The sequence below is a fragment of the Rossellomorea marisflavi genome (assembly GCF_009806575.1).
Taxonomy (GTDB): Bacteria; Bacillota; Bacilli; order Bacillales; family Bacillaceae_B; genus Rossellomorea; species Rossellomorea marisflavi_A.
The window spans coordinates 1,369,833-1,396,515 of record NZ_CP047095.1 but is presented as its reverse complement, the minus strand read 5'-3'; the positions used below and the strand labels follow the sequence as shown (position 1 = coordinate 1,396,515).

Genomic DNA, 26,683 nt, shown 5'->3' with positions numbered 1-26,683 from the left:
CCCTTCTTATTGGATATTGCAGGATTCTGCTAGCAATTCGACGAGATGCATCACCCTGACCTTGCCTTCAAGACCTTCCCTTTTGACCCCAAGGAGCATCTGGAGATGGCAGCCTGGATTAGAGGTGAGGATCACATCCGGGTGGACCGATGAGATATTTTTCATTTTCATATCCAGGATTTCCATGGATTCTTCATAATGCACCAGATTATAGATGCCGGCTGATCCGCAGCACATATTCATATCGGGATACGGGAGGAACTTAACCCCCGGGATCTTCGAGATGAGCTCCTGGGGTTCGTCTACGACACGCTGGACATTCGTTAAGTGGCAGGAAGGCTGGTACGCAACGTTCAAAGGAGCCCCTTCCTTGAAAGGAAGGTCCACTTGGTGAAGGATCGTACTGATATCCTTCGATTTCAAAGCGAATTGCTTTGCCCGGTCATACCATGCGTCCTCCGGCTCGAAAAGATGATGATATTCGACCATGGCTGCCCCGCAGCCTCCTATGCTGTTGACGACGAAATCAACATCCAGTTGTTCGAATGCCTCAATATTGGCCATTGCGAGTTCCTTTGCTTTGTCCCTTTCACCACTATGCTGATGAAGCGCGCCGCAGCATGTTTGCTCTTCAATGAAGTGAACCTCACAGCCCGATGCCGTAAGAAGCTTCATACTGAGATCATTGACTTTCCTGAAGAAGGTGTCCATGACACATCCTGTGAAAAAGGCGACTTTGAAGCGGGTCTCCCCTTCTTTGACCGCCGTGGTTTCTTCTTTTCGTTTACCGGAGAGGACCTCAGGCATGATAGCCTCCATTTCCCTCATTGATTCAGGGAGGACCCTTGTCAGATTCAGCTTTTTGACCAGGTCATCGAGATGCCATGACTGATACCAGTGCAGACCCGACCCGATGAAGCCCAGAACATTTCGCTTCGGAAAAACATGGTGGAATAACACCTTTTTTATCGTCTTTTGCTTCACCGTTTCATATTCTTTTCGATAAGCAGAAACCGTGCTGAGGGCAGATTCCAGGATCTTTCCGTACTGGACATTGGTGGGACATGCCGGTTCGCACGCCCTGCATCCCAGGCAGAGCTCCATGGGGCCAGCCAGATCGTCAATCGAGATCTTCCCTTCAGCAGCCATCTTCACCAAATTGATCCTACCCCGCGGGGAATGGGATTCTTTCTTCATTGTGATATATGTAGGACAGGAAGGAAGGCAGTATCCGCACTGGACGCAGGCAAAGGTTTCATCGTAGGCAAGGGACGTGGTGTAATCCATTGTGCTACTCATTGGACAGCACCAGCCTTTGACCTGGCTCCGGGAAGATCTTCCCTGGATTGAGGACGTTATTCGGATCCCATGCGCGTTTAATCCGGTGCATCATATCAAGGCCTTCCTTGCCGACTTCCATTTCCATGAAGGGGGATTTCATGACACCGATCCCATGTTCACCTGACAATGTTCCCCCTAGTTCCACCGCCGCTTTGAAAATCTCACCGACCGCTTCTTCCACGCGGCGCATTTCCTCGGCATCCCTTTGATCTGCGATGATATTCGGGTGAAGGTTTCCATCACCCGCATGTCCGAAGACCACCAGATGAACCCCATAGGTATCCCTGATGATCTTTAAACGTCTGAACATCTCCGGGATTTTGCTGCGGGGAACCGTCGCATCTTCTGAGATCTTTGTTGGCTTGATTTTGACAATTGCAGGGGATACAAGTTTCCTCGCCTTCCACAGTTCCCTTTCTTCTATGGCATCCCGGGCGACTTTCACCTCTTCAGCTCCCGCGTCGAGACATACCTTTTCCACGACCTCCATCTCTTGAGCAATGGCTTCTGGATGGCCATCGAGTTCCAGAAGGAGGACGGCTTCAGCATGGATTGGAAGTCCCAGGGGCTCATATTCCTCTACCGCAAGGAGGGATGACTGGTCCATGATCTCCATTTTTGAAGGAAGGATCCCGGATGTGAGGATTTTTGAGATTGCCTTGCCCGAATCGACCAGATCCTTGAAAGGAACAAGGGCCGTCTTCGTCGCCACGGGTTTCGGAATGAGCTTCAAGATGGCCTCGGTCACAATTCCAAGGGTCCCTTCCGACCCGACAATGAGCTTGGTTAAATCGTAACCGGTTACATTTTTCACCGTCTTCCCACCGGTCCTGATCACTTCCCCCTCTGGAGTGACCACCTCAAGACCGATCACATAGTCCTTCGTCACCCCATACTTCAACCCCCTCGGTCCACCGGAGTTCTCAGCAAGATTTCCTCCAATAGTGGAAACATGAGCCGAGCTCGGATCAGGCGGATACATCAGCCCGTGCTTACCGGCTGCGGTGTCAATGGACCCGGTCAACACTCCTGGGGAGACGATGGCGATCATATCATCAGGGTGGATCTCAAGCTTTTGATCCCAAAGGGAAAAATCGAGTACGACACCCCCATGGACGGCAAGGGGCCCACCACTCAAAGATGTTCCCCTTCCTCTCGGGTACAGCGGCACACGGTGAATGTTGGCGATTTTCACGATCGCAGCCGTTTCTTCCGTCGACATAGGCTGAAGAACGAGATCCGGCTGGAAGATCCCGAATGATGCATCATAGGCATAGCTATAAAGATCGGCCGCATCCTCGAGGCATCTTTTGGGATCCTTCATGGTTGCTTTCAGTTCATGACGGCATTCCATTGTCAGTTCCATTTTCCGAGCCTCCTTTCCGAATCAATCCATGCTCTCTTTCATGGGATTGATCCGCTTATCTCCGAGTTTGATTCTGGCGTTGATCAGATGCCTCTTCATATAGTAAGCTGCTGCCTTCTCATCCTGACGTTCAATGGCTTCATAAATCTTCACGTGCTCTTCATAAATCTGCTGCCTCTTCCTGGCGAGGCCGACATTCTGCTTCAATGAAAATGTAAGAGCCCTCTCGTAGAGTCCCCTAAGCCCCTCCACTGATTGCAGGAGGAAGCGATTCCCTGAAGCTTTCACGATTTCATGGTGGAAAGCAAAGTCTGCTTCGGATCCGACAGACGTTTCGTCTTCCATCTTTTCGGCGAACAGATCAAGCGCCTTCCGGATGGCCTCCAGTTCATCTTCAGTCCTTCTCATGGCTGCAAAAGAGGCGGCCTCTGTCTCTACGACGGTACGCATCTCCAGAAGCTCATAGACCTGATCGATATGGATGAAATCGAAGGTGACCGGATCCAGCATATTCGCAAGGTTGACCTCTCTCACGTAGCTTCCTCCACCTTGCCTCGACTCTACCATCCCCCCTGCCTGCAGTACTCTCAGCGCCTCCCGGATCGGAGAACGACTGACCCCGAACATGCCTGCCAGTTCATTTTCAGATGGCAGCTTTGAGTTTGGCGGGAATTCTTTATCTTTGATCATCCTTTTCAATTCATCAAGGACTTGTTCAGATACTTTTTTTCTTTCAATCGGTGATATCATATGAAAGCTCCTTTAGTGAACAACTTGTATTACAAGTATACAACAATCACCTTTGGATAGATAGAGTATTCAGAAAAATTTCACTCGCATAGAAAAAGATCCGGACACCCTGCTTCATCAATAATGAATAAGGTCCGGATCCTTTTCTTTAAACTACTACTTCTCGTTCATGAACATCATGCAGCTACTTCGTAGGAACTGCGCTTTTTATGGGTAAGCACGTGGTACAGGATTGTCAAAGCGCATATCACCAGCCCGGCAGCGTCTGTCAGAAGTCCGGGCTTGATCAAAAGCAAAGCCCCGATGAAGAGCAGGCCCCGTTCAAGAAGGGCAAGCCTGGTGATCAGGAAGTTCCCCAATGAACTCGCAAGGGCGTACACCCCGATGGTACTTGTGATGACAACGATGGCAATGGAAAAGACACTCAGCGCTTCTCCATCTTGAGCCGGCTGTAAAAGAAGAATCGGATTATAGGCAATCATGAACGGAATGATGAACCCTGGAAGGGAGATTCTCAGCGCCTCCCAGGATGTCTGCATGGCGTTGGCTCTGGCAAGTCCTGCGGCCGTGTAAGAAGCGAGGGCTACAGGCGGCGTGATATTGGACAGGGCACCGAACCAAAACACGAAGAAATGGGCTGCAATCGGAGTCACACCTGCCGCTACAAGGGCTGGCGCAGCGGTAACAGCTACGACTATATAGAGGGCTGTCGATGGAAGCCCCATGCTCAACACGATGCAGGTAAGCATGACGACAATCAGGACGAGCCAAAGCTTCCCACCGGTCAACTCGACAATATTAAAGGCGAGCGTAGAACCGATGCCCGTCATCGTAACCACACAGATGATGATCCCAATGGCTGCACAGGCGATTCCCACCTGTATGGTCCCCCTCCCTCCGTCAATGAAGGCCTGGATCGTTTTCCTGAATGTGATCCTGGAGGTTTTGTCCTTCGCGATCCAACTTGCAAGAATAACAGCTCCGATTCCGGAGAAACCGGCGAATAATGCCGTCTTTCCTGCCAAGAGTGTCCCGATGACCACAAGGATCGGAATGAGAAGAACTCCTCTCTCCTTCAGGATTTTCACGACATCCGGTATATTTTCTTTTGCAATACCTTTCAGCCCTAGCTTCTTCGCTTCAAAATCAATGGCGAAGATCAAGGCGATATAGTACAGGAAGCTCGGAATGATGGCAGCCAGAATGACCGTCGTGTAGGAGATCCCGAGGAACCCGGCCATGATGAACGCTGCGGCCCCCATGATAGGAGGCATGATCATTCCTCCAGTGGAGGCCGCTGCTTCCACAGCTCCTGCGAATTTCGGTTTCAATCCGATGGATTTCATCAAGGGAATGGTGAATGTGCCCGTTGTGGCCACATTGGCAACCGCCGAACCACTCAATGACCCCGTCAATGCACTCGATAACACCGCTACCTGTGCGGGTCCTCCCCGTCTTCTTCCGGCAATGGCCAGTGCGAGATCATTGAACAGCTGTGTGGCCCCGCTGACAGAAAGGAATGCACCGAAGAGGATGAACATGACGATAAAGGTGGAAGCAGTCGAGAGCGTCAGTCCAAGGATCCCTTCCGTTGTCATATAGAGCCGGTACAAAAGGCGTTCCAACGAGAATCCTGCGTGACCGAAGATCCACGGAAAGTAGGTGCCAAACAGGGCATATACGATGGTGATGAGGCAGAGAATCGGAATGAATGCACCGACTGCCCTGCGCGCTGCCTCCAACAGGACGATGATCGTGATTCCTGCAAAGACATAATCGATGGTAATCGCCTGTGAAGCACGATCCACGTGGATAACGGAATAATTGAAAAGAAGATACCCGATCCCTGCCAAAGAAAGGGCGATAAAAACATAGTCCAGAAGAGTGAACCGGGTATTGCTTGACTTCTTTCCTGAGGGGTAGAAAAAGAACGTTAGAAGTAAAAGTAGACCGAGAAAAATCAGATTCCGATAGATTTCCTGTATGTTGGATAAACCATTTGTATAGATGGCAAAGACCGAGAACAACACGGCAACCGATCCGGCGATGGTCTTATATATGCCAGTCAGTTCCCTTGCCCCGCCCCCTGCTTCCTTATCAAGATTCGCTGCTTCCGTATTCGTTGACATCGTCTTCACTTCCTTCCTTTATTGTGCTTCCGGCGGAATCAATTCTTCCGGAATATCCAATCCAGCTTCTTTGAAATATTTATACGCCCCTGCATGAAGAGGGACCGTGACTCCGTCGAGAGCTGTTTCTAACGTCATGTCCTTCGCTGAACTATGAACCTCATACATTTCATCCAAATTTTCATAAAGGGTCTTCGTCAACAGATAGATGGTGTCTTCGTCGATTTCTTTTGTAGTAGAGAGAAGATTTGGCTGTGCGATGGTTTGGATGTCTTCATCGATTCTAGGATACGTTCCGCCAGGGATCGTGTAACGATACCAGCTGTTCGAAATTTCATTGATGGCATCCAATTCTTCATCCGTCACTTCGAGTACAGTCGCTTTGACATTGCTTGCGTACATATCCGTAACAGCGGAAATCGGTATGCCGGCAGGCAGTGACCCTCCGTCCAGACGTCCATCCCTCATGGCGGATACCGTATCGCTGTAGCCGAGATACTCAGGGGAGATATCCTTTTTGGAGAGCTCAAGTCCTTCCATCATTACCAGCGTTGATTGTTCTGTACCGCTTGCCTGCGGTCCCACAGAAAACCTTGTACCATCGATATCCTCGATCGTTCCCGACTTCACTTTGTTATTCATGAGCACAAAATGCTCGACATTCGGCCACAACATGGCGACTGATCGCAGATCTTTATAGGGCTTGCCCGAGAACGTACTCTCCCCCTCATAAGCCTGGGTGGAAATCAACCCTTGCAAAATGGCGAGCTGCGCTTCCCCTTCCCGGAGCAATTCAATATTCTCAATGGATCCCGCAGAAGATTGCCCGCTTGCTTGAACTTTTTCCCCCTTTAAATGGCTGCTCCAAATATTCGCCATTCCGACCCCTATCGGGTAATAGGTTCCACCTGTAGAGGCAGTTGCAACAGAGACGAACTTTTTCCCCTTATTGCCTTCAGCGGTTCTGACCCCCACAACGGCGGCAATGAAGATAAACACGATACTGAGGATGATCTTCCATTTCTTCATAAATAACGTTCCCACCTTCCTTTATGTAAGCGCTTCAAAACTTGTAATACAAGTATACAATAAGACAAGGTTAAGCGAAAGAAAATTCTGACATTGTGTCCAAAATAAAAATGACCCCTGATTTTTCAGAGATCATTCATCTATGTGAATCCTTATTAAAGGAGAATTTTAGTACCATTGCTCCCAGTTGTTTGATTTGATATACTTCTTGATCATTTGAATATCGGACTTCATCTTCTCGATATCCGCGTTTACATTGCCCGCACCACGGTTCATCCGTTTGCTCATGACATTGTTCAGCATCGATGAGATATCGAAGTTCTTTGCCATTCCCAGGAGATTTTCCGTTGATCCCAGTCCTGTCCCCTTCATCAGGTTTTTCAGACTGTCTTCATTCATGATGGAATTCATCTGTTCCTTCAATGTATCCATATCGATGGATTGTCCTTGATCCTTCGATACTTTGTTGATCATTTCGAATAATCCTTCAAGTGGATTTCCTTTTTCACTCATTCTCCGTTCCTCCCTTCAGGGTCTTCTTATTATCTCCTGAAGAAGGGAGCCTGTCCCATCTTCAGGAGCGTCATTCTTACAACTCGCCTACCACTAACAATACAAGTAGCGCAATTCCGATTACTAGTGCCGCAAGAGGGGCAATAGCAAGCGTGATAAGGAACGCAGCCACAAGAATCACCAACAAAAGGCTGTAGAAATCAAATTCATAGCTTGGTTGAGATTTTGAGTAACCCATATCCAGTCACCTCCTTGTTCTTTTCTAGTAAATCACCTTACACCCTTATTCTATGTAGAACTGGTAGTTTCGCATCTGATAGAAGCCTATTTCTATTAAAACGGGCGAAAATAGACGTCAGCATAGATTGAATAGTCCCCTTGACGCCAGCCCCTCCCATCCTCATGGGAGCACAAAAAAAACGCTGGACCCTTAGTGGGCCCAGCACGGTGTATCTTATATTTAAATCACTTCACGATCCCAGTGGCGGTGCTCGGAAATGGCTTTGACGAAGCGTTTGGAGAAATCATCTCCTTCATTCGTCACGACACCTGACCCTTCTTTGATACCGGCAGAAGCAAGCCATTCAGCTCCTTCATGGACGGCACCGATCGGCTTGAAGTGTGAGAAGGCTTCCTTCACGAAATACTGTGTTTCACTTGTAAACTTCTTATTTGTTTCGGTTCCACCCGCGAGGAAGATGCTGTCGAACAGAACCGATTCGCCTGTCAGGAATGTATGATCCACCTCAAGCTCAGCCCCGTCAGCTCCTTTGACAACACCGAGCTTGCCGGATATGATCTCTGGCTGCACCCCTTCTTCTTTAAGTGAGTTAAGGATGGCAGATACTGCACTGTTGAATCCTCCTGTCACGATGACACCGACTTTTCGGGTCTGAGGCTTCTTCTTCGTGTTTTCCTGGCTGAGTGCAGGAGATGATTTCGTTATATTGGAACCGGCATCCTCAGGAGCTTCAAGCCCGATTTGTTCCGCAAAACCTGCGGCCAGTTCCTTACTGACATTGGCAAACATGGCCACAATCTGCTTCCTCACGTCCACACTCTCCACTTTCCCGAGCTCAAAGCTGAATGCCTGGATGATGTGATCCTTTTCCGGGCGGCTCATACTGTTCCAGAACATCGTCGCCTGGGAGAAGTGGTCTTTGAAGCTCTCACTCCTGGCCCTGACCTTGTGGCCCTCTACTTTCTCCTGATAGTGGACATAGCCGCCCTCCTCAGGACTTGCCGGCGCCGGAGTATTGTTGGCGAGTGAGTTTTTGTGATAGCTCACCTGACCACGATTGATCGTCTGGCGGCCGTAACCGTCCCGCTGATTATTATGGAACGGGCAGACCGGACGGTTGATCGGGAGTTCATGGAAGTTCGGTCCGCCTAGACGGATGAGCTGCGTATCCGTGTAGGAGAAGAGCCTTCCCTGAAGCAGCGGGTCATTGGAAAAGTCGATGCCCGGAACGACAGATCCCGGATGGAATGCCACCTGCTCCGTTTCGGCGAATACGTTATCCACATTCCGATTGAGGGTCATCTTCCCAATAATCTTGACCGGTACATCTTCTTCCGGCCATAGCTTGGTCGGATCCAATACGTCGAAGTCGAAGTTGAATTCGTCTTCCTGCTTGATGAGCTGAACGCCAAGCTCGAATTCCGGATAGTCTCCGTTCTCGATGGATTCATAAAGATCGCGGCGATGGAAGTCAGGGTCCTTCCCGTTGATCTTCTGTGCTTCATCCCACACAAGGGAATGTGTCCCGAGGATCGGCTTCCAGTGGAATTTCACAAAGTGCGCCTTCCCTTCATCGTTGACAAAGCGGAACGTATGGACGCCAAAGCCCTCCATCATGCGGAGACTTCTAGGGATGGCACGATCCGACATGGCCCACATGACCATATGGGCCGATTCCTGGTTGTTGGCGACGAAATCCCAGAATGTATCATGGGCTGAAGCCGCCTGTGGCATTTCATTATGAGGCTCCGGCTTTACTGCATGGACGAAATCAGGGAATTTGATGGCATCCTGGATGAAGAAGACAGGGATGTTGTTCCCAACAAGATCATAATTCCCTTCTTCTGTATAGAACTTCGTGGCGAATCCGCGGGCATCCCGCACGGTTTCAGCAGATCCCTTCGATCCTGCCACCGTGGAAAAGCGCACGAATACCGGCGTCTTCACGGACGGATCCTGAAGGAATTTCGCCATTGTATAGTCTTTCATCGATTCATACACTTCAAACTCACCGTGTGCGGCATAGCCCCTGGCATGGACGATGCGCTCCGGGATCCGCTCGTGGTCAAAGTGTGTCATCTTTTCACGGAAGTGGAAATCCTCGATCAGGGTCGGACCGCGTTCCCCCGCCTTGAGGGAAAATTCATCTTCCGATACCTTCAGTCCCTGATTCGTGGTGAGATGCTTATCCTTATCATCCACACGGTACTGTTCCAGCTGTTCATCCTTGCTATTCCCGTTCACCTTGCCATGACGTTCATTACTCATTCTCTCAACCCTCTCCACCTGTTTTTTAATGCTGTTTACTATGTAAACAAATCCACTTACAAACTACCCTTCTATTGGTAGAATAAACATGATTTTCTGGAGAGGTATTCCTCCTAACCTATTATTTCCATAGAAAAAAAGGCATCTTCCAAAGATGCCTCCTTCCGTTCATCCTCTATTCATTCTTCATCGATTCTTCATCGATCATTCATGATCCCTTATCCATTCTACAGGGCCGGATACAAGGGTTCCCTTTGGCACCGTGATGTAAACGGCGTCGGTGCCGATGGAGGATTCAAACGATTCACCTCCAAAAGCGGTCACACCTTTAAACTGATTGGTCACAAAAGAGCCTGTGTACTGATTGATGACGATCTTCTTCTCGGGCTGACTTTTCACTGTCAGGACCCCATCTTTAAATGCTATCTTTGGAGAAGGTACTTCGCTCGTGATATCCAGATTCTGAAGAACGCTCCGGGATACAATATGCTTTACCGTAATTTCGTCTGATTTCCCCCGGTCGTCTACAATGATGAAAGGGTCGCCGTCTTGCCATCCCATCGTTTTGACATCGAACGATTTTTCCTTACCGGGGAAGTTCCATTCTTTTTGCAAAACAGCTGTTGGCACCTGTTCAATGGTGCCGTCCATCAGGCCGGTCATAAATCGGTTGTAGTCTTTTTCATTTGTATAATCAGCTGCTGCATACCTTGTGTCCTTCATATGGTCAGGCAAGAATACGAATACGAGGATGGAAGCAACCAGTATGATCCCATATACCAGCAAGATTTTTTCCGGTAAGATCCGTTTGCCTAACCCTGCAACCTTCGTCTTTTTGAGAGAAAAACCAATAAGCACTGCAAGTAGGGCGATGATGAAGATGGGGAGTATAAGGCCAAGGACCATCATGATTTCACCTCCAAGCGATTTCCTGTTATCAGGTTCACCGCGAAAAGTGGGAGGCTGACGAGCAGGAACTTTCCAACGAATAGACTGAATGAGGTCTCATCCAAAAAGAATAGGAAAAGATCTTCTGTTAAGAATCGGACTCCCAACATAAATGAAGTGGTCATGGGGACGCCGATGACTATGGCAGGAATGATGAAGAGGAACAGCTTATTCATCTGAACCAGCATACCGCACGTATACCCTGAAAGGGCGAACAATATCAGGTACATACAAGTTCCAAGGATTCCTTGAATCGTCGGTGCCGCCCCCTCAAAAATAAACGCTGCATCCCGGAACAAAATCAACAGATCACGGAGTAAATAATCTGCACCGATCGCTGTGAGTGCCCCGATGATGGATATGATCAATAGACACAGCAGTGATGAAACCTGACTGGTCAGCCTGTTACTAACCATTAAAAAGTCACTGTATCGATACGCCTTCGTCGTGATGACGATGGCCGTCATGAATGACCAGATCATCGTGAAGACCAGGATCAGGTTCCCGGAAAATCCGTTCACCTCGAAGGAATAGCCCATGGAAGAGGATCCGACCGACCCACCGGTGCTCCCGAGGGATAGTAAAAGCGCGACAACTTGAACAATGATCATCGATGTATAAACCCCTCTATAAGCTTTCAGTTTGTATCGAAGCTGTTTCATGACGGTGCTCCAAAAGTCCGCCTTAGCGATAGACATCATCGATTCCCCTTTTCCTCTTCCTGTGATGTATACACATGCGTCTTCTGCCGCTACTTCCCTGACCGCAAACGTTTCAGGGATGCGCCCTTCAAGCCGGTCCCCTCTTACAGCAGCAAGTGCCAGGTGAGGGGTGGTGGATTTCATGTGCAGCACGTCCTGCGCGGAAGCCCACTTTTCCAGTTCTTCTTTCGGTCCGCTCACTTCGATGACAAGCTGCCTGATTTCATCTACACTCTTATGAAGGCACAGCCCGCCGTCCTTCATGAGGAGGATGTTTTCAATAAGATCCTCCATCTCGGTCAGGAGATGACTGGAGAGGAGCATGGTCCTCGGATGGGCGAGATAATCCTTCAGCATCATGCGATAGAAGTCCTTCCTTACGGCAGCGTCCATCCCCGTGACGGGTTCATCCATGATGGTCAAGGGACAGCGTGCAGCAAGGCCGACAATGACGTTGAAAGTGCTTTTCATGCCTTTGGAGAGCTGGCTATGATACGTTTTTCCGTCAAGGGAGAAATGGGCCATCAGCTTTCGGGCGATCTCCATATCCCAATTGGGATAGAAATCCTTCATGGCATGGAGGATTTCCTTCAGGTTCAGATAAGGGGAAAAGGTCATTTGGTCATCCACATAGATACTGTTGGCGGATACCTTCAAGGAATTGAAGGGAGTTTCTTCAAAAATGCGGATTTCCCCATCCGTCGGCCGTATGAAGCCTGCCAGGAGCTTCAATAAAGTCGTTTTCCCTGCGCCGTTCCTCCCGATCAAACCCGTGATCACATTCTCCTCGATCGTGAAGGTCACCTGATTCACGGCCTTTTTCCCACCGTAGGTCTTTGAGACTCGATTACACTCGATGACACTCACTCTTCATTCCCCCTTCCCATTTCTTCCCTGATCAACCGGATCAGTTCGTCTTCCGATACATTCAGATACGCGGCTTCCTTCACCAGATTCCCGATGAGTTCCCCAAGCGTCTCATTTTTTCTCCTCATCAAAATGATGTTCTTGGCCTTTTCCGATACAAACATACCCAGCCCCCTTTTTTTGTACAGCACTTCTTCATCTACTAATAGTGATAGTCCCTTTCCAGCCGTCGCCGGATTGATATTGAGCATGTCGGAAAGCTGATATTGTGAGTAAACTTTCTGATCTGCTTGTAGGGCATCAGAAAGGATCTCCGTTTCGATCCATTCGGCAATCTGGACGTAAATCGGCTTCGAACTGTTTGAATTTAAGATCAAGAGTGCATTCACCTCTCCCTGCCATAGTGCATTACTGATGTAATGTACTATATACCGATTTACGTTGTTTTGCAATAGGCACAGAGGAATTTTTTTCAAACTCACTTGCCAACGTAACATTGTTCTGCTATTCTGAATACAGATACAGCGTAACAATGTTTTGTTACAAGGAGGTTGAGTATGAGTGAAGAATTGATTTCCAAACGTGAAGTCCTCGATATGACCGGCATTTCCTACGGACAGCTCTACCGGTGGAAAAGAAAGAACATCCTCCCTGAAAGCTGGTTTATCAAAAAGTCCAGCTTCACGGGACAAGAAACCTACTTTCCAAAGGAGAAAGTGCTCGAACGCATACAAAAGATCAAAGAGCTGAAGGATGACCACTCCCTCGATGAGCTTTCAGCGATCTTCTCTCCTGATTCGTCCACCATCCAACTGAGTGGAAAGCAGGTAAGGGAACTGAACCTGATACCGGAAGATCTCTGGAACTTGTTCCAAGCAAGGGAAACCTTTACCGGTCAGGATCTGCTGCACGGCAAGATTTTGCACATTGCCAAAGAGGAGGGCGTGGAGGAAGAAGCATTGAAGGAGCTGGTCTCCTTTCTGGAATCTTCCCCTCCTCCCCTCGACTACAGGCTCATCGGCATGAGCAAAGGCTCGGGATGGATGTGGATGCAGCTTCCCGGTGACAGTAAGTGGGTCATGGAAGAATCCGTGAAAGCCGTGGAGATGGACATCGGTTCGTTGATGGAACAAGTGAACGGCAGCATTGCAACAAAGTGAAGATATTCTAAGGAGGATAACGATGAGTGCAGCTCAAACGAAATTATATGACTTGAAGATCAGTGGAAGCGGGACATCGGGAGGCGGCACATTCAAAGATGTGAAAATTAGCGGAAGCGGAAAGATTCATGGCGACTTATCCTGCAAGGATTTCCATATGTCTGGTTCGGGTAAGGTGGATGGAAAAGTGGATGCGGAACATATGAAAACGAGCGGCTCTTCCGTGTTTTCAGGCGACATCCAAACAGGGACCTTCACCGTAAGCGGTTCTTCCAAATGTAATGGAAACCTTACAGCACAAGAAGTTGACATCAGTGGTTCGGTGAAGATCGCCGGTGATTTATTCGCACAGACGCTCGAGAGCAGCGGAGCATGTAAAGTGGACGGAAGGATCCAGGGGCAGTCCCTTGAGACAAGCGGTTCCCTCAAGGTCGGCAAGGACTGCGAAGTGGAAAGCTTCACTTCTTCAGGCTCCGTCCATATCGACGGATTGCTGAATGCGGATAAGATTGATATCAAGCTGCATCATCACTCCTCCATCAAGGAAATCGGCGGCGAAACAGTGGTGGTCAAACAGAGCCGCACGGGGAAATTCTTCAAGCAGGTGGTCAATTTCTTCACACAAAAAGATGAGTTCCTCCACTGTGACCTCATTGAGGGGGATCTCATCACCCTGGAAAATACTAAAGCGAAGCTCGTTCGCGGGAAGCACATCATCATCGGAGAGAATTGTGAAATTGAAAACGTGGAATATTCCCATGAACTAGACACGAAAGAAAATGCAAAGGTCATGCGTTCGACCAAGATTTAACAACCAAGGCTCCGGGCTCTACGGAGCTTTTCTTGTTCCCTTTACCTGTTATTAACAAAAGTCCTTATGTACATTCTGAATCTTCTGCTATATTAATAGATATATAGTATATTTCCCTGTTGGAGGTACACATGACCCGCCTGACTGAGCATCTTATCGTCGTATCATTTGACTGCCTGTCTTCACTGGATTATCCCCTTTTGCAAGAGCTCCCGCACTTCAGACGCCTGCTCGATGAAGGGGCATTATGCCGGAATGTGCGCACCATTTATCCATCGGTCACCTACCCTTGTCATGCGTCGATCGTGACGGGTAACTATCCGAAGCGTCATGGGATCATCAATAATACGCTCATCCAGCCGGGACGCCCTTCGCCCGACTGGTACTGGCACCGCTCTCACATCCAGGGAACCACCCTCTACGATGAAGCAAAGGCAGCCGGGCTTACAACGGCCGCCCTTCTATGGCCCGTAACTGCGAAAGCAAACATCGATTACAATCTTCCCGAGATATTCGCCAACCGTCCGTGGCACCACCAGATCATGGTTTCACTCATGAATGGGACCCCGCTCTACCAAATGGATCTTCAACGGCGATTCGGTTCAATAAGGAACGGTCTTGAACAACCCGCTTTGGATGATTTTGTACTGGAATCCGCTATCCATACGATCCGTACGAAGAAGCCAGGCCTGACACTCATCCATTTCACCGACCTTGATACGATGAGGCACTATCACGGATTCTCTTCCAAGGAAGCCCTTGATGCCATCCACCGTCATGATGATCGCCTGGGAAGGATCATGCATGCACTGGATGAAAGCGGATGTGAGTATACGTTGATTGCATTGGGAGATCACAGTGCACTCGACGAAGATACGGCCATCCAACTGAACGTTTGCTTCAAGGAGCAAGGGTGGATCACATGTAATCAAAAGGGGAAAGTGACCGATTGGCAGGTTTATGCTAAGGGGTGCGACGGCTCATCGTATGTTTATGTGAGAGACGAAGGGCTTATGGATAGGGTACACCGATTGTTGCGAGCGCTTCAAAAAGAAGGTGGAATCGAAGAGATCTTCACGGGATATGAAGCGGGACTCATGGGTGCAGATGGGAGTGCCGCATTCATGCTCGAGGCAGAGAAGGGCTATTACTTCAAGGACTTTACCGAGGGCGACTTCCTTCATCGCATCACCCCTCAAGATGTCCAGGATCGCAACTATACATGGGGTTCTCATGGTTACTCCCCTTCCAAGGAACAGTACGGGACGATGTTCATGGCCATGGGCAACGGAATCAGAAAGACGGAAATCCCATTGATGAATCTTGTGGATGAGGGTCCTACCATGGCACGCCTCCTCGGCCTTGACCTCGGGGATACAGATGGGGTATGCCGACATGAATTACTGGATGCAGCGAACATTGAACAGGAGGACGGAAAAGGATGAAAAAGTTCACAAAAGAAGAGAATAGTTGGATCCTTTATGATTGGGCGAACTCAGCCTATTCCATCATCATCTCCACGGCCGTTTTCCCGCTTTTCTTCAAGGCAGCCGCTACAAGTGCAGGAGTGAGCTCCGTGGACTCCACGGCGTATCTCGGCTACACCATTGCCATCGCGACGTTCATTTTGGCCATGCTCGGTCCGATATTGGGCACGATTGCTGATTACGAAGGCTACAAGAAAAAATTCTTCACCTTCTTCTTCACCCTGGGTATCATCTTTACAGCTTCCCTCGCCTTCATTCCAGGGGAGCAGTGGATCCTCCTCCTCATCTTTTACACGGTTTCCACCGTGGGATTTGCGGGAGCCAACGTATTTTATGATGCCTTCCTCACCGATGTAACAAGCGAAGACCGGATGGACCGTGTTTCTGCCAGGGGCTATGGGCTCGGTTACATCGGAAGCACGATCCCGTTCATCATCGCCATCGCCATCATTGTGCTCGCCCAGAGCCAGGTCATTCCCATCGCCGTCGACACGGCCAGTGGCATCGCCTTTGTGATAACAGCGATATGGTGGGGAATCTTCACCATCCCTCTCCTCAAGCATGTCAAACAGCACTATTTCATCAAACGCGAAAAAAACCCCGTTGCGAAGAGCTTTAAACGCCTCGGTAAGACCTTTAAAGAAATCCGGAAATACAGAGCCCTTTTTCTATTCCTGTTGGCTTATTTCTTTTATATCGATGGAGTCGGTACGATCATCACCATGTCCACAGCCTATGGAAGTGATCTAGGCATCACTTCTACCAACCTGTTGATCATCCTGTTTGTCACCCAGGTGGTGGCAGGGCCATTTTCCATCCTTTACGGAAGACTTTCAGAGAAGTTCACGGGGAAGAAAATGTTGTACGCAGGAATCATCGTCTATATCGGCGTCTGCATCTACGCCTACTTCCTCGAAACGACCCTTGATTTTTGGATTCTCGCCATGCTTGTCGCCTCCTCTCAGGGGGGTATCCAGGCACTGAGCAGATCTTATTTTGCCAAGATGGTCCCTAAAAAGAACGCCAATGAGTTCTTCGGTTTCTATAATATCTTCGGGAAATTCGCTTCGATCATGGGGCCATTGCTCGTGGCCGTGACGTCCCAGGTGACAGGGCAGTCTAACAGCGGGGTGTTCTCCCTGGTGATCCTCTTTGTGATCGGGATTGTCATCCTCGCCTTCGTACCTGAGACTAAGGAAGAATCCGTCGATCGCTCCGCCATCATCTGATAGAAAAATCCGGCCGAAATCACTTCGGCCGGATTTTCTTATTAGAACTTCGGAGCAGCAGCTTTGGCTTTTTCAATGGCATCCGCTTTAATTTCCTCGGCTTTATCCGGCATGGCCGCATGCCCTTCGACAAAAATCCCTTCAAAAGACGGGACGCCGAAAAATTGCATGATAATCCCAAGATATCGGTGACCCATCTCAAGCTCGGCCTGGGGCCCATGGGAATAGATGCCTCCCCTTGCCTGGATGTGGATCGCTTTCTTGTCCGTCAAGAGACCGACAGGACCATTCTCGGTATATTTGAATGATTTCCCTGCGACGGCAACCGAGTCTATATATGCCTTCATGACCGGTGGAAATGAGAAATTCCAGAGTGGCGTGACGAACACATATTTATCGGCTTCCACGAACTGCTTGGAAAGCTCATTCAGGCGGCTTACCTTTGTCTGCTCATCCGGGGACAGATCTCCTCCGGATTGGAGTTTCCCCCATCCACTGAACACATCGGCATCGATGGCCGGTATATGTTCCTTATAGAGATCAAGATGGGTGATCTGGTCATCCTGGTGGCTTTCTTGATAGGACGTCATGAACGCGGATGCAACCGCCATGCTGTAAGATTGGGTTTCATCGTGCGGGTGTGCGGTGATATATAGAACCTTTGCCATGTCGGAAACTCCTCCTTTTATGCTCTCTTCTCAATTGAAGAAAGAACCTCCATAGTTTTCTCTTTCGGCAAATGATTATCCCGTTTTTCAAAAAAAGAGCGACCCCAGTTGTATGAACGTGGGGTCGCTCTTTTTCATTCTTCCATTCCGTAGGGATTCCCTGAGATGCTCTTCCGCATCTCTTCGGTCAAAACGAAGGGCTCCTGTACCCCTTCGCCTTCCTTGACTACAGGATGACTCCCATCATAATGCAATGGTTTTCCTTCCATATGATCACACCTCCGTTTTAATCGCTCGCATCCCCGGATGACTGATTCTTTATACCTATTTCTCCTTCTTACAACTTTTTCCCTTTTTTGTACTGATAATATTTATTTTCAAGGTCAAGTATTTGTCCCTGATGTGTTTCATATGCGTTGCGTTTTGTTTCTTCCACAAGCTTTTCCAGATACACCCTGCATTGCTTCGCTCCCCTTAACAGCAATGGGACACCGATGGCATCCAGCCCGAGTCCCCTGGCAAAAAAACCACCTGCGGTCATGACCGGGGGCACAACGGGGGAAGTGTTGGAAAAGATGATCTTTCCGTCACGATCATAGCGGGAAAGAAGCATCTTGCTTACATCTTTCATGGCGGGGAGCACATACTTAGAAGACCTTTTCCCTATCGTATATACATCATGACCGTCATGATCCGTTCCCTTGAAAAAAAGATGACCGGCATCTTTTTTCTTCAGCTGATTGAAGTCAGGGATGGAAAGGATTTCTTCATCGGTCCACTCTCTATCAGGCAGCAATCTCAGGTGGATCGCTGCAGCCATGGAGGTCGTGTGGGTCCCTCCGAAATCATGGTAAATAAAAATCATCTCATCACCCTTACCGATCGTCTTTTTATCAGTATGGGCCTTTTCCTTCTTTTTATCCCCCGGCTGCACCCGCTCCTCCTGCGGCTCCGGCCGGTGTCCTTTGACCGAGCTCCTGATCGAGGACCAGCAGGGCGGCTGAGTTGTTACCGGCAAGCGTCAACCGGTCTACAATCGTTTTGGACTGAGCTTCTTCATCGACCTGCTCACGGAGGAATTCCTGAATGATGATGGCAGACTGTTGATCATTCTGGGCGGCGTACTCATAGGCTTTCCGGTATGCATCCGTGACGAAACGTTCGTGCTCCAATACCTTCTGGAAGGTTTCGAGCGGTGTCCCGAATGTCTTCGGCTGTGCAGGAAGAGCCGCCAGTTCCACCACACCTCCACGATCGGTCAGGTAATCGATCAGCTTCAATAAGTGCGTCCTTTCTTCTTCCGATTGGACACGGAGCCAATTGGCCATCCCTGTGTAATTTTGATTGGCAAGGTAAGCAGACATAGCAAGGTACAGGGTGGTAGAGACATGTTCAATCTGAATCAGGTTATTGATAAGTTTTTGCATCTGTTCGTTCATGATTTTATTCCTCCTTTGTTCATTCCGGACTCATGCCCATTACATTAATATATATAGGGGATGGAAGCAGGATATGAACAAATAACCTTGAAGATTCGTTGGGCATATACTGTACAGAATGAGAAAGGGTGGATGATATGAACATCTATGCAATCAGGAATCAAAGACCCGTCCACGGCGGAGGCGGTCACGTCAACTGGGGCAATGGCTCGGCCAGCTGGCATCACGGCGGCGGATGGAATACAGGAGGTTGGAACCACGGTGGAAATTGGGGACCGGGTTGGAATCATGGTTGGGGATATCCCGGTGCAGGTTTTGCCGCCGGAACGGTCACCGGTCTTGCCGTCGGGACAGCTGCATCACCAGGACCCTACCCAGTCCCCGTGCCCGCTTACCCATATCCCTATCCTTACCCGTATCCATACCCCTATCCAGTGCAGTAGGCTGTCGGCCGGTCATTTGCCGGCCTTTTTTCAATTCGGGAAAATGGGATGGGGATGGTTTTAGTGCTATAATAAGTGGGCAACATACTGCTTGAGAGAAGAATACAGGAGGAACCATTATGGATTTATCATTTTCATCCGAAGCCATCATTGCGCTGTTGAAGATCATCGCCATTGACATCATCTTATCTGGCGATAATGCCGTAGTCATCGCGATGGCAACGAGAAGACTTCCAAAAGATCTGCAGAATAAAGCGATCTTCTGGGGCACAGGCGGCGCAGTCATACTAAGGATATTATTTGCAGCTATCATTGTTTATCTTTTAAAGATCCCTTATGTCCATCTACTCGGAGGAATCCTTTTACTGTGGATCGCCTATAATGTCCTCGTCGAGGATGAAGGCGATGCCGATATCAAATCGCATTCCAAACTGGGACAGGCCATCGGGACCATCATCCTTGCCGATGCAGTCATGAGCCTCGATAATGTCGTGGCAGTGGCAGGAGCCGCACATGGTCATATCGGCATGATCGCCCTCGGGGTTTTCATCAGCATCCCGATCATGATCTTTGGCTCGAAACTCATCGTCAAGGTCCTTGAAAAGTATCGTTGGATCGCCTATCTCGGTTCTGGGATCCTAGCCTATACGGCTGGGGAAATGATCGTCGGGGATGAAAAGTTCCTGAAGTTCCTGAATCTTCATGAAGGTGCTACGACCATGACGATCACCATCGCCCTCACCATTGCCATCCTTTTGATCGGCTTCCTCGTAAATAAGCGCAGATCTTCTAAACGTGAGAATCAATATGGGTAACTAAAAAAAATCCAGACACCTGTCTGGATTTTTTTATGACTTCCGGTCATTTCCCTACCATCTTTTTAATCAACTCACGATTCCGCTTTTTGAATACTTCATTGTGGGATGACACCATTCCGGACTTGTCTGCATCGGGGGAAATGAAGCTCTTTGCACGGTTGACGGCATTCGCTGCGTCCTGAAACGCTCCTGCAATCAAATGGACCTTCCCTTCATGCTTCAAGATATCGCCTGCCGCGTATAATCCTTTCACGGATGTTTCGCTCACGACATTTCCTTTCAAATAAAAGTCATCCAGCATTTCGATTCCAAGGGAACTATCTTTCAAGAGGGATGAGTCGATTTCGAACCCGTGATTGACGATGACGTCATCGACCGACACGATGGTTGTATTTTCCGTCTCTACATTCATCAGCTCCACCTTCTCGATCTTCTCCCCATCTTCAGAACCGATCAAGCGCGTGATGGTTGTGTTGAATAGGCAATCGGCCGAGCTGTTCATGAGCTGGGAGCATTGGGCTTCATGTCCTGTGAAGGAGGCCTTCCTGTAAGTGACCATGACCTTCCCTGCCACAGGCTCTAACTCATTCGCCCAATCAACAGCCGAATTCCCGCCTCCCGAGATCAAGACGGTCCTGCCCTTGAATTGTTTGAGGGATTTCACTGTGTAATGAAGGTTGGACACCTCGAACCGCTCTGCGCCTTCAATCTTCAATTTTTGAGGATTGATGATTCCGCTCCCCACCGCCACGATCACCGTCTTGGACAAATGGACATCACCCGAGTCTCCTTCGAGGATAAAGATCCCCTCCGGATCCTTCCTGATGGAAGAAACCTTTTCATTGAGTACGACGGTCGGATCAAATGTAAGACCCTGCTTCACGAGTTGCTTGATCAGGTCGGCTCCGGACAAAGGAGTAAGGCCCCCGACATCCCATATCATTTTCTCAGGATACACATGGATCTTTCCTCCCAATCGCGGCTGGGACTCAATCAACTTCGTTTTCATTTCCCTCAATCCACTATAGAAAGCGGAATATAGACCGGCTGGTCCTCCGCCGATTATCGTGACATCATAGATCTCCTTCTCACTCATCCTAATCCCCCGCTATCTAAATGATTATCATTCTCAATTACATCCTACCTCTTTTCAACCGCTTTGACAACCAATTTTCTATTGACAATGGGCAAAAAGGAATATACGATGAGTATTAGTTGACACTGAGAATCATTATCACCAATTAGGAGGGATAGGATGAATCGTCTCTTTTCTACCGAGCTTTCCGTTGGGTATGACGATCGACTCATCGTGAAGAATCTGAGCGTAAGCATCCCGGATAAACAGATCACCACCATCATCGGTCCGAACGGCTGTGGAAAGTCGACCTTGCTGAAAGCGATTACCCGGATCATCCCCCATCAGACGGGGAATATCCTTCTTGATGGACAAAACATCCATAAACAGAGTACGAAGGAATTGGCCAAGAAAATGGCCATACTCCCCCAGACCCCTGAAAGCGCAAGCGGATTGACCGTCGGTGAACTTGTATCCTACGGACGATTCCCGCATCAGAAAGGCTTGGGCCGCTTAACGAAGAAGGATCAGGATATGATCCACTGGGCAATGGAGGAGACCGGCACGCTTCCTTTTAAACACAGGGAAGTAGATGCTTTATCAGGTGGGCAACGTCAGCGCGTGTGGATCGCCATGGCCCTCGCCCAGGAAACGGACATCATCTTCCTGGATGAACCGACAACGTATCTCGATATGGCCCACCAGCTCGAGGTCCTTGAGCTCCTGGAAAGGCTCAATCGGGAGCAAGGACGCACGATCGTCATGGTCCTCCACGATCTGAATCAGGCAGCCCGGTTCGCCGATCACATCATCGCCCTGAAGGACGGTGATCTGGTGAGTTCCGGTACAGGGGAGCAGGTCATTACCCGCGAGACCTTGAGGAAGGTGTTCAACATCGACGCCGAAATCGGCCGCGATCCCCGGACCCTCAAACCAATGTGCATCACATACAACTTAATTAAAGGAGAAGAACAACATGAAGAAATGGCTGGCACCTATCATTCTGCTATTCGTGCTACTAGTTAGTGCATGCGGCAATCAAACATCAACGGATCAAAAGGAAGAGAAAAAGAAAGAAGACAAGGGAACCATTACCTATCAATCTGAAAACGGGCCCGTAGAAGTTCCGGCCGACCCTAAACGCGTCGTCGTCCTGTCGTCCTTCGCCGGTAATGTCATGGCCCTCGACGTCCCTCTTGTCGGGGTGGATTCATGGTCCAAAATGAACCCCCGCTGGGATGATTCCCTTAAAGATGTCAAGGAAGTCAGCGATGAAGACCTTGAGAAAATCATCGAGCTGGACCCGGATCTCATCATCGGACTATCCAATATCAAGAACGTCGATAAGCTCAAAAAAATCGCCCCTACCGTTACATATACGTATGGAAAAGTCGATTACCTCACGCAGCATCTTGAGATCGGAAAGCTCCTGAACAAAGAGGATGAAGCGAAAGCCTGGGTGGATGATTTCAAAAAACGGGCAGCTGATGCCGGTGAAGATATCAAAGCGGAAATCGGTGATGATGCCACTGTTTCCGTCATCGAAAGCTTCAATAAACAACTCTATGTATACGGAAACAACTGGGGGCGCGGAACCGAGATCCTCTATCAGGAAATGGGATTGAACATGCCTGACAAAGTAAAAGAAGAAGCGCTTGAGCCAGGTTACTTCGCCCTCTCCACGGAAGTACTCCCTGACTTCGCTGGTGACTACCTGATCGTCAGCAGGGATCCGAATGCAGAGAATTCTTTCACCAAGACGGATACGTATCGTTCGATACCTGCTGTGAAGAATAACCGCGTATATGAAGTAAACATGATGGAATTCTACTTCAATGATCCTCTGACGCTGGATTATCAGCTCGAGTTCTTCAAAGAGAAATTCCTAGGAAACCAGTAATCTCCCGAAAGGAATTCTTACTATAAGAATTCCTTTCTCTTATACTACGACAGAAAAGATGATGGCTATGAGTCGAAAACTACCATACATACCTACACTATCCATTCTCATTATCGTATTATGCGGATCATTCCTTGTATCCGTCACCTTTGGTGCGGCTGACACGACCCTTTCCGACGTCTGGGGGGCGCTGACCAATACCGGGAGCGGGGACAAGATCTCGATTCTCCAGGAACTCCGTTTCCCCCGTGAAGTGGCTGCCATCCTCGTCGGAGCCGCTCTCAGCGTTTCCGGTGCCATCATGCAGGGGATGACCCGCAACCCCCTGGCTGACCCGGGACTGCTCGGCCTCACGGCAGGAGCCAATGCAGCCCTGGCTGCCGCCCTTGCCTTCCTGCCTTCCATCGGTCCATTCGGCATCATGCTTGCGTGTTTCATAGGAGCGGCTGTCGGCGCTGGGCTCGTCTTTGGTATCGGAGCAGTAAAAAGGGGCGGGTTCTCGCCATTTCGCATCGTCCTTGCTGGAGCGGCTGTATCTGCTTTTTTATTTGCTGTGTCAGAAGGCATCGGTCTTTACTTCAAACTATCAAAAGACATCTCCATGTGGACCGCAGGTGGACTGATCGGTACGACGTGGAATCAAATCTATATCATCGGTCCATGTATCCTTTTATGCGTGATCTTCTCCATGGGGTTTTCAAGGCAATTGACCATCCTGAGCCTGAATGAGGAGGTCGCAGTCGGATTGGGTCAGCGGACGGTCCTCGTCAAATCGGCCCTCTTCTTATTGACGGTCATCCTGGCAGGGTCTGCTGTCGCCCTAGTAGGGAATATGGCCTTTCTCGGACTGATGGTCCCCCACATCGCCCGGGCACTGACAGGGACCGATTACCGTACCATCATCCCGGTCTCGGTCGTCCTGGGAAGCACGTTCATGCTTCTGGCCGATACGATCGGCCGGACCGTGAATGCACCCTACGAGACTCCCGTTGCGGCCATCGTTTCCTTAATGGGCCTTCCTTTCTTCTTATTCATCGTTCGGAAAGGCGGTAAACTATGATCCATCCGAAGCTACTCAAAAAACAGCGGGCGATCTTGATCGCTCTTCTGGTTTTCATTGTGTCTACCGTTTTGATCGGAATCAGCCTGGGGTATTCCTCGGTCTCCATTGACAGGCTGATCCCCACCATCATGGGAAATGGTTCATTTAAGGATGAATTCATCCTCTTCTCCATCAGGCTTCCGAGGATCGTGATCACCGTGCTTGCCGGTATGGCCCTTGCCCTCTCTGGCTCCATCCTGCAGACGATGACGAAGAATGACCTTGCAGATCCCGGGATCATCGGGATCAACTCCGGCGCCGGAGTCGCCATCACGGTCTTTTTCCTGTTCTTCCCCATCGATGCAGGATCATTCGCCTTTATGCTTCCCCTCGTGGCCTTTGCCGGAGCGATTCTGACTGCGGGTCTCATCTATTTCTTCTCGTCCACACGGGGTAGCGGACTTCAACCCGTCAAGATGATCCTTGTAGGGGTCGGATTCTCCACGGCATTTTCCGGATTGATGATCATCATGATCTCCAGCGCGGAACGGGCAAAAGTCGACTTCATCGCCAACTGGCTTGCCGGTAACATATGGGGAGCTGACTGGCCATTCGTATGGGCGATCCTTCCCTGGCTTGTGGTTTTGATTCCGTTCACTCTCTATAAAGCACGTACACTGAATCTCCTGGCCCTGAGCGACTCCGCTACCATCGGCGTCGGGGTCGCGCTGAAGCGGGAGAGGATCATCCTTCTGTTCACAGCCGTGGCCCTGGCCGCATCGGCCGTCTCCGTGACGGGAGGGATCGCCTTCATCGGTCTGATGGCTCCCCATCTTGCCAAATCCCTTGTGGGACCGCGCCATCAGCTGTACCTTCCGGTAGCCTTGCTACTCGGGGGATGGCTGCTCCTCGCAGCCGATACGGTCGGCAGAAATGTCCTCGAGCCGGATGGTCTTCCTGCCGGAATCATGGCCGCTTTGATCGGAGCTCCTTATTTCGTTTATCTGCTTCTGAAAAAATAGAAGGGCACAAAGCCGGATCTTCCAAGATCCGGCTTTTTTGTGCTCATGAACCTGGACAAATCCCAATATACTGTAGTCAATCATCGAAAGGAGTTGTTCATCATGTTAGCTTCCATTGCCGACAGGTTATCAAGACTTGTCCAGCGATACTTGCCAGATGCTTTCGTCATTGCTGTCCTGCTTACGCTCCTCGTCTTCGGTATCGGGATTTTCCTGAAGCCTGCAGAGCCCCTCAGCCTTGTTAAATCATTCGGGGACGGTTTCTGGGTATATTTGACGTTTACCATGCAAATGGTCCTTTTGCTTTTGACCGGCATGGTCCTTGCATCCGTTCCTTTTGTCAAAAAGGGGCTACAGCAACTGGCCGAATGGGCCGACACCCCGACAAAGGCCTATGTGTATACATTTTGCCTATCGGGCGCCGCCTATTACATCAACTGGGGGCTTGCCGTGGTGGTCGGTGCCATCCTGGTGAGGGAAATCGGCAGGCGCAATCCAAACGTTCACTTCCCTCTGCTTGTAGCAGCTGCTTATTCCCCACTGCCCTTTATACAGCAGGATTATCAAGCTCGATCGGACTCACCGTCGCAACCAACGATCATTTCCTTGTCGATCTCATGGGCGTCATCCCAACTTCTGAAACGATTTTCAGCCCTTCCACCATCATCATATTTCTCGTTCTCTTCGTAACGATGCCCGTCGTCATCTGCCTGATGGCACCAAAGGGGGAGGTGACCCCTTATGAAGAAAAGATCACCCAAAAGAAGGTCAATGTCCAGACCGGCGTGGAAGCGACTCCTGCATCAAGGCTTGAGACGACTCCTATACTCGGGGTCGTGACAGGATTGATCGGTATGATCTATGTAATCCATGAATTCATATTGGGCCGGGACCTTGACCTGAACATCATCAATCTTTTATTTCTTTCCCTCGGCTTGATCTTCCATGGATCCCTGCGTTCATTTGGCGAAGCGTTCAAGGAAGCTGCGGGATCCACCTCCCCCATCATCCTGCAGTTTCCATTTTATGCAGGGATCATCGCTGTTCTGACCAGTTCGGGGTTAGGAGAAAGCATCATTCAGGGGATGACATCGATCGCCAATAAAGAAACCTTCGATATCTTCACGTACTGGACAGCGGGAATCGTCAATCTCCTGGCGCCGTCCGGTGGCGGTCAATGGGCTTTGCAGGGGCCACTCCAAGTACCTGCAGGGATGAATCTGGGAGTGGAGCCTTCCACCATCGCCATGGCCGTCGGATGGGGCGATGCATGGACCAATCTCATCCAGCCTTTCTGGGCCCTCCCGATCCTCAGCATCGTCGGACTGCATATCCGCCACATCATGGGCTACTGTTTCATCCTGGCCGTATGGGTCGGGGTCGTGACCACCGTCCTCATGTTGTTCCTTTATTAATCGAAAAATGGCTGATGGGGA

The 26,683-nt window shown here is 49.6% G+C and carries 26 protein-coding genes and 1 pseudogene; 11 read left to right on the top strand and 16 right to left on the bottom strand.

Annotated elements, in window-relative coordinates; translation table 11 throughout:
* Positions 1-6: 6 nt before the first annotated feature.
* From D5E69_RS07325 to D5E69_RS07275, 11 genes are all read right to left on the bottom strand, one after another.
* Positions 7-1,299: a (Fe-S)-binding protein gene (locus D5E69_RS07325; protein ID WP_249931578.1), complete on the bottom strand. Its 1,293-nt coding sequence runs from the start codon at positions 1,297-1,299 to the stop codon at positions 7-9.
* Positions 1,292-2,695 (bottom strand): FAD-binding oxidoreductase, encoded by a 1,404-nt coding sequence (locus D5E69_RS07320; RefSeq protein WP_430757494.1) that lies wholly within the window; start codon positions 2,693-2,695, stop codon positions 1,292-1,294. Before D5E69_RS07320 ends, D5E69_RS07325 begins: the two co-directional genes overlap by 8 nt.
* 33 nt (positions 2,696-2,728) lie before the next feature.
* Positions 2,729-3,457: a FadR/GntR family transcriptional regulator gene (locus D5E69_RS07315; RefSeq protein WP_048004986.1), complete on the bottom strand. Its 729-nt coding sequence runs from the start codon at positions 3,455-3,457 to the stop codon at positions 2,729-2,731.
* Positions 3,458-3,633: 176 nt separating this feature from the next.
* Positions 3,634-5,586: a TRAP transporter permease gene (locus D5E69_RS07310; RefSeq protein ID WP_048012515.1), complete on the bottom strand. Its 1,953-nt coding sequence runs from the start codon at positions 5,584-5,586 to the stop codon at positions 3,634-3,636.
* Positions 5,587-5,604: 18 nt separating this feature from the next.
* On the bottom strand, positions 5,605-6,615 hold the full coding sequence (locus D5E69_RS07305) for a TAXI family TRAP transporter solute-binding subunit (protein ID WP_048012516.1): 1,011 nt from the start codon (positions 6,613-6,615) through the stop codon (positions 5,605-5,607).
* A 168-nt stretch (positions 6,616-6,783) separates the two neighbouring features.
* On the bottom strand, positions 6,784-7,128 hold the full coding sequence (locus D5E69_RS07300; protein WP_048012517.1) for a hypothetical protein: 345 nt from the start codon (positions 7,126-7,128) through the stop codon (positions 6,784-6,786).
* A 76-nt stretch (positions 7,129-7,204) separates the two neighbouring features.
* A complete protein-coding gene (locus D5E69_RS07295) occupies positions 7,205-7,366 on the bottom strand; it encodes a hypothetical protein (RefSeq protein ID WP_156183417.1) in 162 nt (53 codons plus the stop codon).
* 222 nt (positions 7,367-7,588) lie between these two features.
* Entirely contained in the window at positions 7,589-9,637 is a 2,049-nt protein-coding gene (locus tag D5E69_RS07290; protein WP_048012518.1) for a catalase, read from the bottom strand.
* Between the two features lie 204 nt (positions 9,638-9,841).
* A complete protein-coding gene (locus tag D5E69_RS07285; RefSeq protein WP_048012519.1) occupies positions 9,842-10,546 on the bottom strand; it encodes a G protein-coupled receptor family protein in 705 nt (234 codons plus the stop codon).
* Positions 10,543-12,153 carry an ABC transporter ATP-binding protein gene (locus D5E69_RS07280; RefSeq protein ID WP_159129500.1) on the bottom strand — a complete coding sequence of 537 codons (1,611 nt, stop codon included), beginning with the start codon at positions 12,151-12,153 and terminating at the stop codon, positions 10,543-10,545. Before D5E69_RS07280 ends, D5E69_RS07285 begins: the two co-directional genes overlap by 4 nt.
* Complete coding sequence (locus D5E69_RS07275) at positions 12,150-12,530, bottom strand: GntR family transcriptional regulator (protein WP_048012522.1); 381 nt, start codon at positions 12,528-12,530, stop codon at positions 12,150-12,152. Before D5E69_RS07275 ends, D5E69_RS07280 begins: the two co-directional genes overlap by 4 nt.
* A 180-nt stretch (positions 12,531-12,710) precedes the next feature.
* Between D5E69_RS07275 and D5E69_RS07270 the strand changes: the two genes are divergently transcribed.
* From D5E69_RS07270 to D5E69_RS07255, 4 genes are all read left to right on the top strand, one after another.
* Positions 12,711-13,313 (top strand): DUF4004 family protein, encoded by a 603-nt coding sequence (locus D5E69_RS07270; protein WP_048016099.1) that lies wholly within the window; start codon positions 12,711-12,713, stop codon positions 13,311-13,313.
* 22 nt (positions 13,314-13,335) lie between these two features.
* Entirely contained in the window at positions 13,336-14,124 is a 789-nt protein-coding gene (locus D5E69_RS07265; RefSeq protein WP_048012524.1) for a polymer-forming cytoskeletal protein, read from the top strand.
* Between the two features lie 131 nt (positions 14,125-14,255).
* Complete coding sequence (locus D5E69_RS07260) at positions 14,256-15,569, top strand: alkaline phosphatase family protein (protein WP_048012525.1); 1,314 nt, start codon at positions 14,256-14,258, stop codon at positions 15,567-15,569.
* Positions 15,566-16,840: an MFS transporter gene (locus D5E69_RS07255; RefSeq protein WP_159129499.1), complete on the top strand. Its 1,275-nt coding sequence runs from the start codon at positions 15,566-15,568 to the stop codon at positions 16,838-16,840. The genes D5E69_RS07260 and D5E69_RS07255 overlap by 4 nt, the downstream gene beginning before the upstream one ends.
* A 41-nt stretch (positions 16,841-16,881) precedes the next feature.
* On the opposite strand, the gene D5E69_RS07250 is transcribed toward D5E69_RS07255, so the two are convergent.
* From D5E69_RS07250 to D5E69_RS07240, 4 genes are all read right to left on the bottom strand, one after another.
* Positions 16,882-17,508 (bottom strand): FMN-dependent NADH-azoreductase, encoded by a 627-nt coding sequence (locus D5E69_RS07250; RefSeq protein WP_159129498.1) that lies wholly within the window; start codon positions 17,506-17,508, stop codon positions 16,882-16,884.
* Between the two features lie 134 nt (positions 17,509-17,642).
* Entirely contained in the window at positions 17,643-17,777 is a 135-nt protein-coding gene (locus D5E69_RS23810) for a hypothetical protein (protein ID WP_258523345.1), read from the bottom strand.
* 68 nt (positions 17,778-17,845) lie between these two features.
* Positions 17,846-18,442, bottom strand: coding sequence for a DUF3189 family protein (locus tag D5E69_RS07245; RefSeq protein ID WP_347566734.1), 597 nt, complete (start codon positions 18,440-18,442; stop codon positions 17,846-17,848).
* Complete coding sequence (locus D5E69_RS07240) at positions 18,426-18,947, bottom strand: ferritin (protein WP_048012528.1); 522 nt, start codon at positions 18,945-18,947, stop codon at positions 18,426-18,428. Before D5E69_RS07240 ends, D5E69_RS07245 begins: the two co-directional genes overlap by 17 nt.
* 137 nt (positions 18,948-19,084) lie before the next feature.
* On the opposite strand from D5E69_RS07240, the gene D5E69_RS07235 reads away from it, so the two are divergent.
* The gene (locus D5E69_RS07235; protein WP_082139810.1) at positions 19,085-19,390 is read left to right on the top strand and encodes a hypothetical protein; all 306 of its coding nucleotides are present in this window, start codon (positions 19,085-19,087) and stop codon (positions 19,388-19,390) included.
* 119 nt (positions 19,391-19,509) lie between these two features.
* The gene (locus D5E69_RS07230; protein ID WP_048005002.1) at positions 19,510-20,205 is read left to right on the top strand and encodes a TerC family protein; all 696 of its coding nucleotides are present in this window, start codon (positions 19,510-19,512) and stop codon (positions 20,203-20,205) included.
* A 46-nt stretch (positions 20,206-20,251) separates the two neighbouring features.
* Here the strand turns inward: D5E69_RS07230 and D5E69_RS07225 are convergent, their stop codons facing one another.
* On the bottom strand, positions 20,252-21,304 hold the full coding sequence (locus D5E69_RS07225) for an NAD(P)/FAD-dependent oxidoreductase (RefSeq protein WP_048005003.1): 1,053 nt from the start codon (positions 21,302-21,304) through the stop codon (positions 20,252-20,254).
* A 159-nt stretch (positions 21,305-21,463) separates the two neighbouring features.
* Between D5E69_RS07225 and D5E69_RS07220 the strand changes: the two genes are divergently transcribed.
* From D5E69_RS07220 to D5E69_RS07200, 5 genes and pseudogenes are all read left to right on the top strand, one after another.
* Positions 21,464-22,309 carry an ABC transporter ATP-binding protein gene (locus tag D5E69_RS07220; protein ID WP_048005004.1) on the top strand — a complete coding sequence of 282 codons (846 nt, stop codon included), beginning with the start codon at positions 21,464-21,466 and terminating at the stop codon, positions 22,307-22,309.
* A complete protein-coding gene (locus D5E69_RS07215; RefSeq protein WP_048016105.1) occupies positions 22,260-23,183 on the top strand; it encodes an iron-hydroxamate ABC transporter substrate-binding protein in 924 nt (307 codons plus the stop codon). Before D5E69_RS07220 ends, D5E69_RS07215 begins: the two co-directional genes overlap by 50 nt.
* Positions 23,184-23,241: 58 nt before the next feature.
* Entirely contained in the window at positions 23,242-24,243 is a 1,002-nt protein-coding gene (locus D5E69_RS07210; RefSeq protein ID WP_187427102.1) for a FecCD family ABC transporter permease, read from the top strand.
* Entirely contained in the window at positions 24,240-25,247 is a 1,008-nt protein-coding gene (locus D5E69_RS07205) for a FecCD family ABC transporter permease (RefSeq protein ID WP_048005007.1), read from the top strand. The genes D5E69_RS07210 and D5E69_RS07205 overlap by 4 nt, the downstream gene beginning before the upstream one ends.
* A gap of 102 nt (positions 25,248-25,349) precedes the next feature.
* A pseudogene (locus D5E69_RS07200) lies at positions 25,350-26,662 on the top strand (short-chain fatty acid transporter).
* The last annotated feature ends 21 nt before the right edge of the window (positions 26,663-26,683 follow it).

Bases quoted from the DNA above. Each gene is read 5' to 3' on its own strand.
- D5E69_RS07320 (WP_430757494.1), bottom strand. From the start codon at position 2,695: ATGGAATGCCGTCATGAACTGAAAGCAACCATGAAGGATCCCAAAAGA.
- D5E69_RS07215 (WP_048016105.1), top strand. From the start codon at position 22,260: ATGAAGAAATGGCTGGCACCTATCATTCTGCTATTCGTGCTACTAGTT.
- D5E69_RS07220 (WP_048005004.1), top strand. From the start codon at position 21,464: ATGAATCGTCTCTTTTCTACCGAGCTTTCCGTTGGGTATGACGATCGA.
- D5E69_RS23810 (WP_258523345.1), bottom strand. From the start codon at position 17,777: ATGGAAGGAAAACCATTGCATTATGATGGGAGTCATCCTGTAGTCAAG.
- D5E69_RS07235 (WP_082139810.1), top strand. From the start codon at position 19,085: ATGAACATCTATGCAATCAGGAATCAAAGACCCGTCCACGGCGGAGGC.
- D5E69_RS07290 (WP_048012518.1), bottom strand. From the start codon at position 9,637: ATGAGTAATGAACGTCATGGCAAGGTGAACGGGAATAGCAAGGATGAA.
- D5E69_RS07300 (WP_048012517.1), bottom strand. From the start codon at position 7,128: ATGAGTGAAAAAGGAAATCCACTTGAAGGATTATTCGAAATGATCAAC.
- D5E69_RS07315 (WP_048004986.1), bottom strand. From the start codon at position 3,457: ATGATATCACCGATTGAAAGAAAAAAAGTATCTGAACAAGTCCTTGAT.
- D5E69_RS07310 (WP_048012515.1), bottom strand. From the start codon at position 5,586: ATGTCAACGAATACGGAAGCAGCGAATCTTGATAAGGAAGCAGGGGGC.
- D5E69_RS07305 (WP_048012516.1), bottom strand. From the start codon at position 6,615: ATGAAGAAATGGAAGATCATCCTCAGTATCGTGTTTATCTTCATTGCC.
- D5E69_RS07210 (WP_187427102.1), top strand. From the start codon at position 23,242: ATGATGGCTATGAGTCGAAAACTACCATACATACCTACACTATCCATT.
- D5E69_RS07225 (WP_048005003.1), bottom strand. From the start codon at position 21,304: ATGAGTGAGAAGGAGATCTATGATGTCACGATAATCGGCGGAGGACCA.
- D5E69_RS07230 (WP_048005002.1), top strand. From the start codon at position 19,510: ATGGATTTATCATTTTCATCCGAAGCCATCATTGCGCTGTTGAAGATC.
- D5E69_RS07255 (WP_159129499.1), top strand. From the start codon at position 15,566: ATGAAAAAGTTCACAAAAGAAGAGAATAGTTGGATCCTTTATGATTGG.
- D5E69_RS07270 (WP_048016099.1), top strand. From the start codon at position 12,711: ATGAGTGAAGAATTGATTTCCAAACGTGAAGTCCTCGATATGACCGGC.
- D5E69_RS07250 (WP_159129498.1), bottom strand. From the start codon at position 17,508: ATGGCAAAGGTTCTATATATCACCGCACACCCGCACGATGAAACCCAA.
- D5E69_RS07240 (WP_048012528.1), bottom strand. From the start codon at position 18,947: ATGAACGAACAGATGCAAAAACTTATCAATAACCTGATTCAGATTGAA.
- D5E69_RS07295 (WP_156183417.1), bottom strand. From the start codon at position 7,366: ATGGGTTACTCAAAATCTCAACCAAGCTATGAATTTGATTTCTACAGC.
- D5E69_RS07205 (WP_048005007.1), top strand. From the start codon at position 24,240: ATGATCCATCCGAAGCTACTCAAAAAACAGCGGGCGATCTTGATCGCT.
- D5E69_RS07325 (WP_249931578.1), bottom strand. From the start codon at position 1,299: ATGAGTAGCACAATGGATTACACCACGTCCCTTGCCTACGATGAAACC.
- D5E69_RS07260 (WP_048012525.1), top strand. From the start codon at position 14,256: ATGACCCGCCTGACTGAGCATCTTATCGTCGTATCATTTGACTGCCTG.
- D5E69_RS07265 (WP_048012524.1), top strand. From the start codon at position 13,336: ATGAGTGCAGCTCAAACGAAATTATATGACTTGAAGATCAGTGGAAGC.
- D5E69_RS07285 (WP_048012519.1), bottom strand. From the start codon at position 10,546: ATGATGGTCCTTGGCCTTATACTCCCCATCTTCATCATCGCCCTACTT.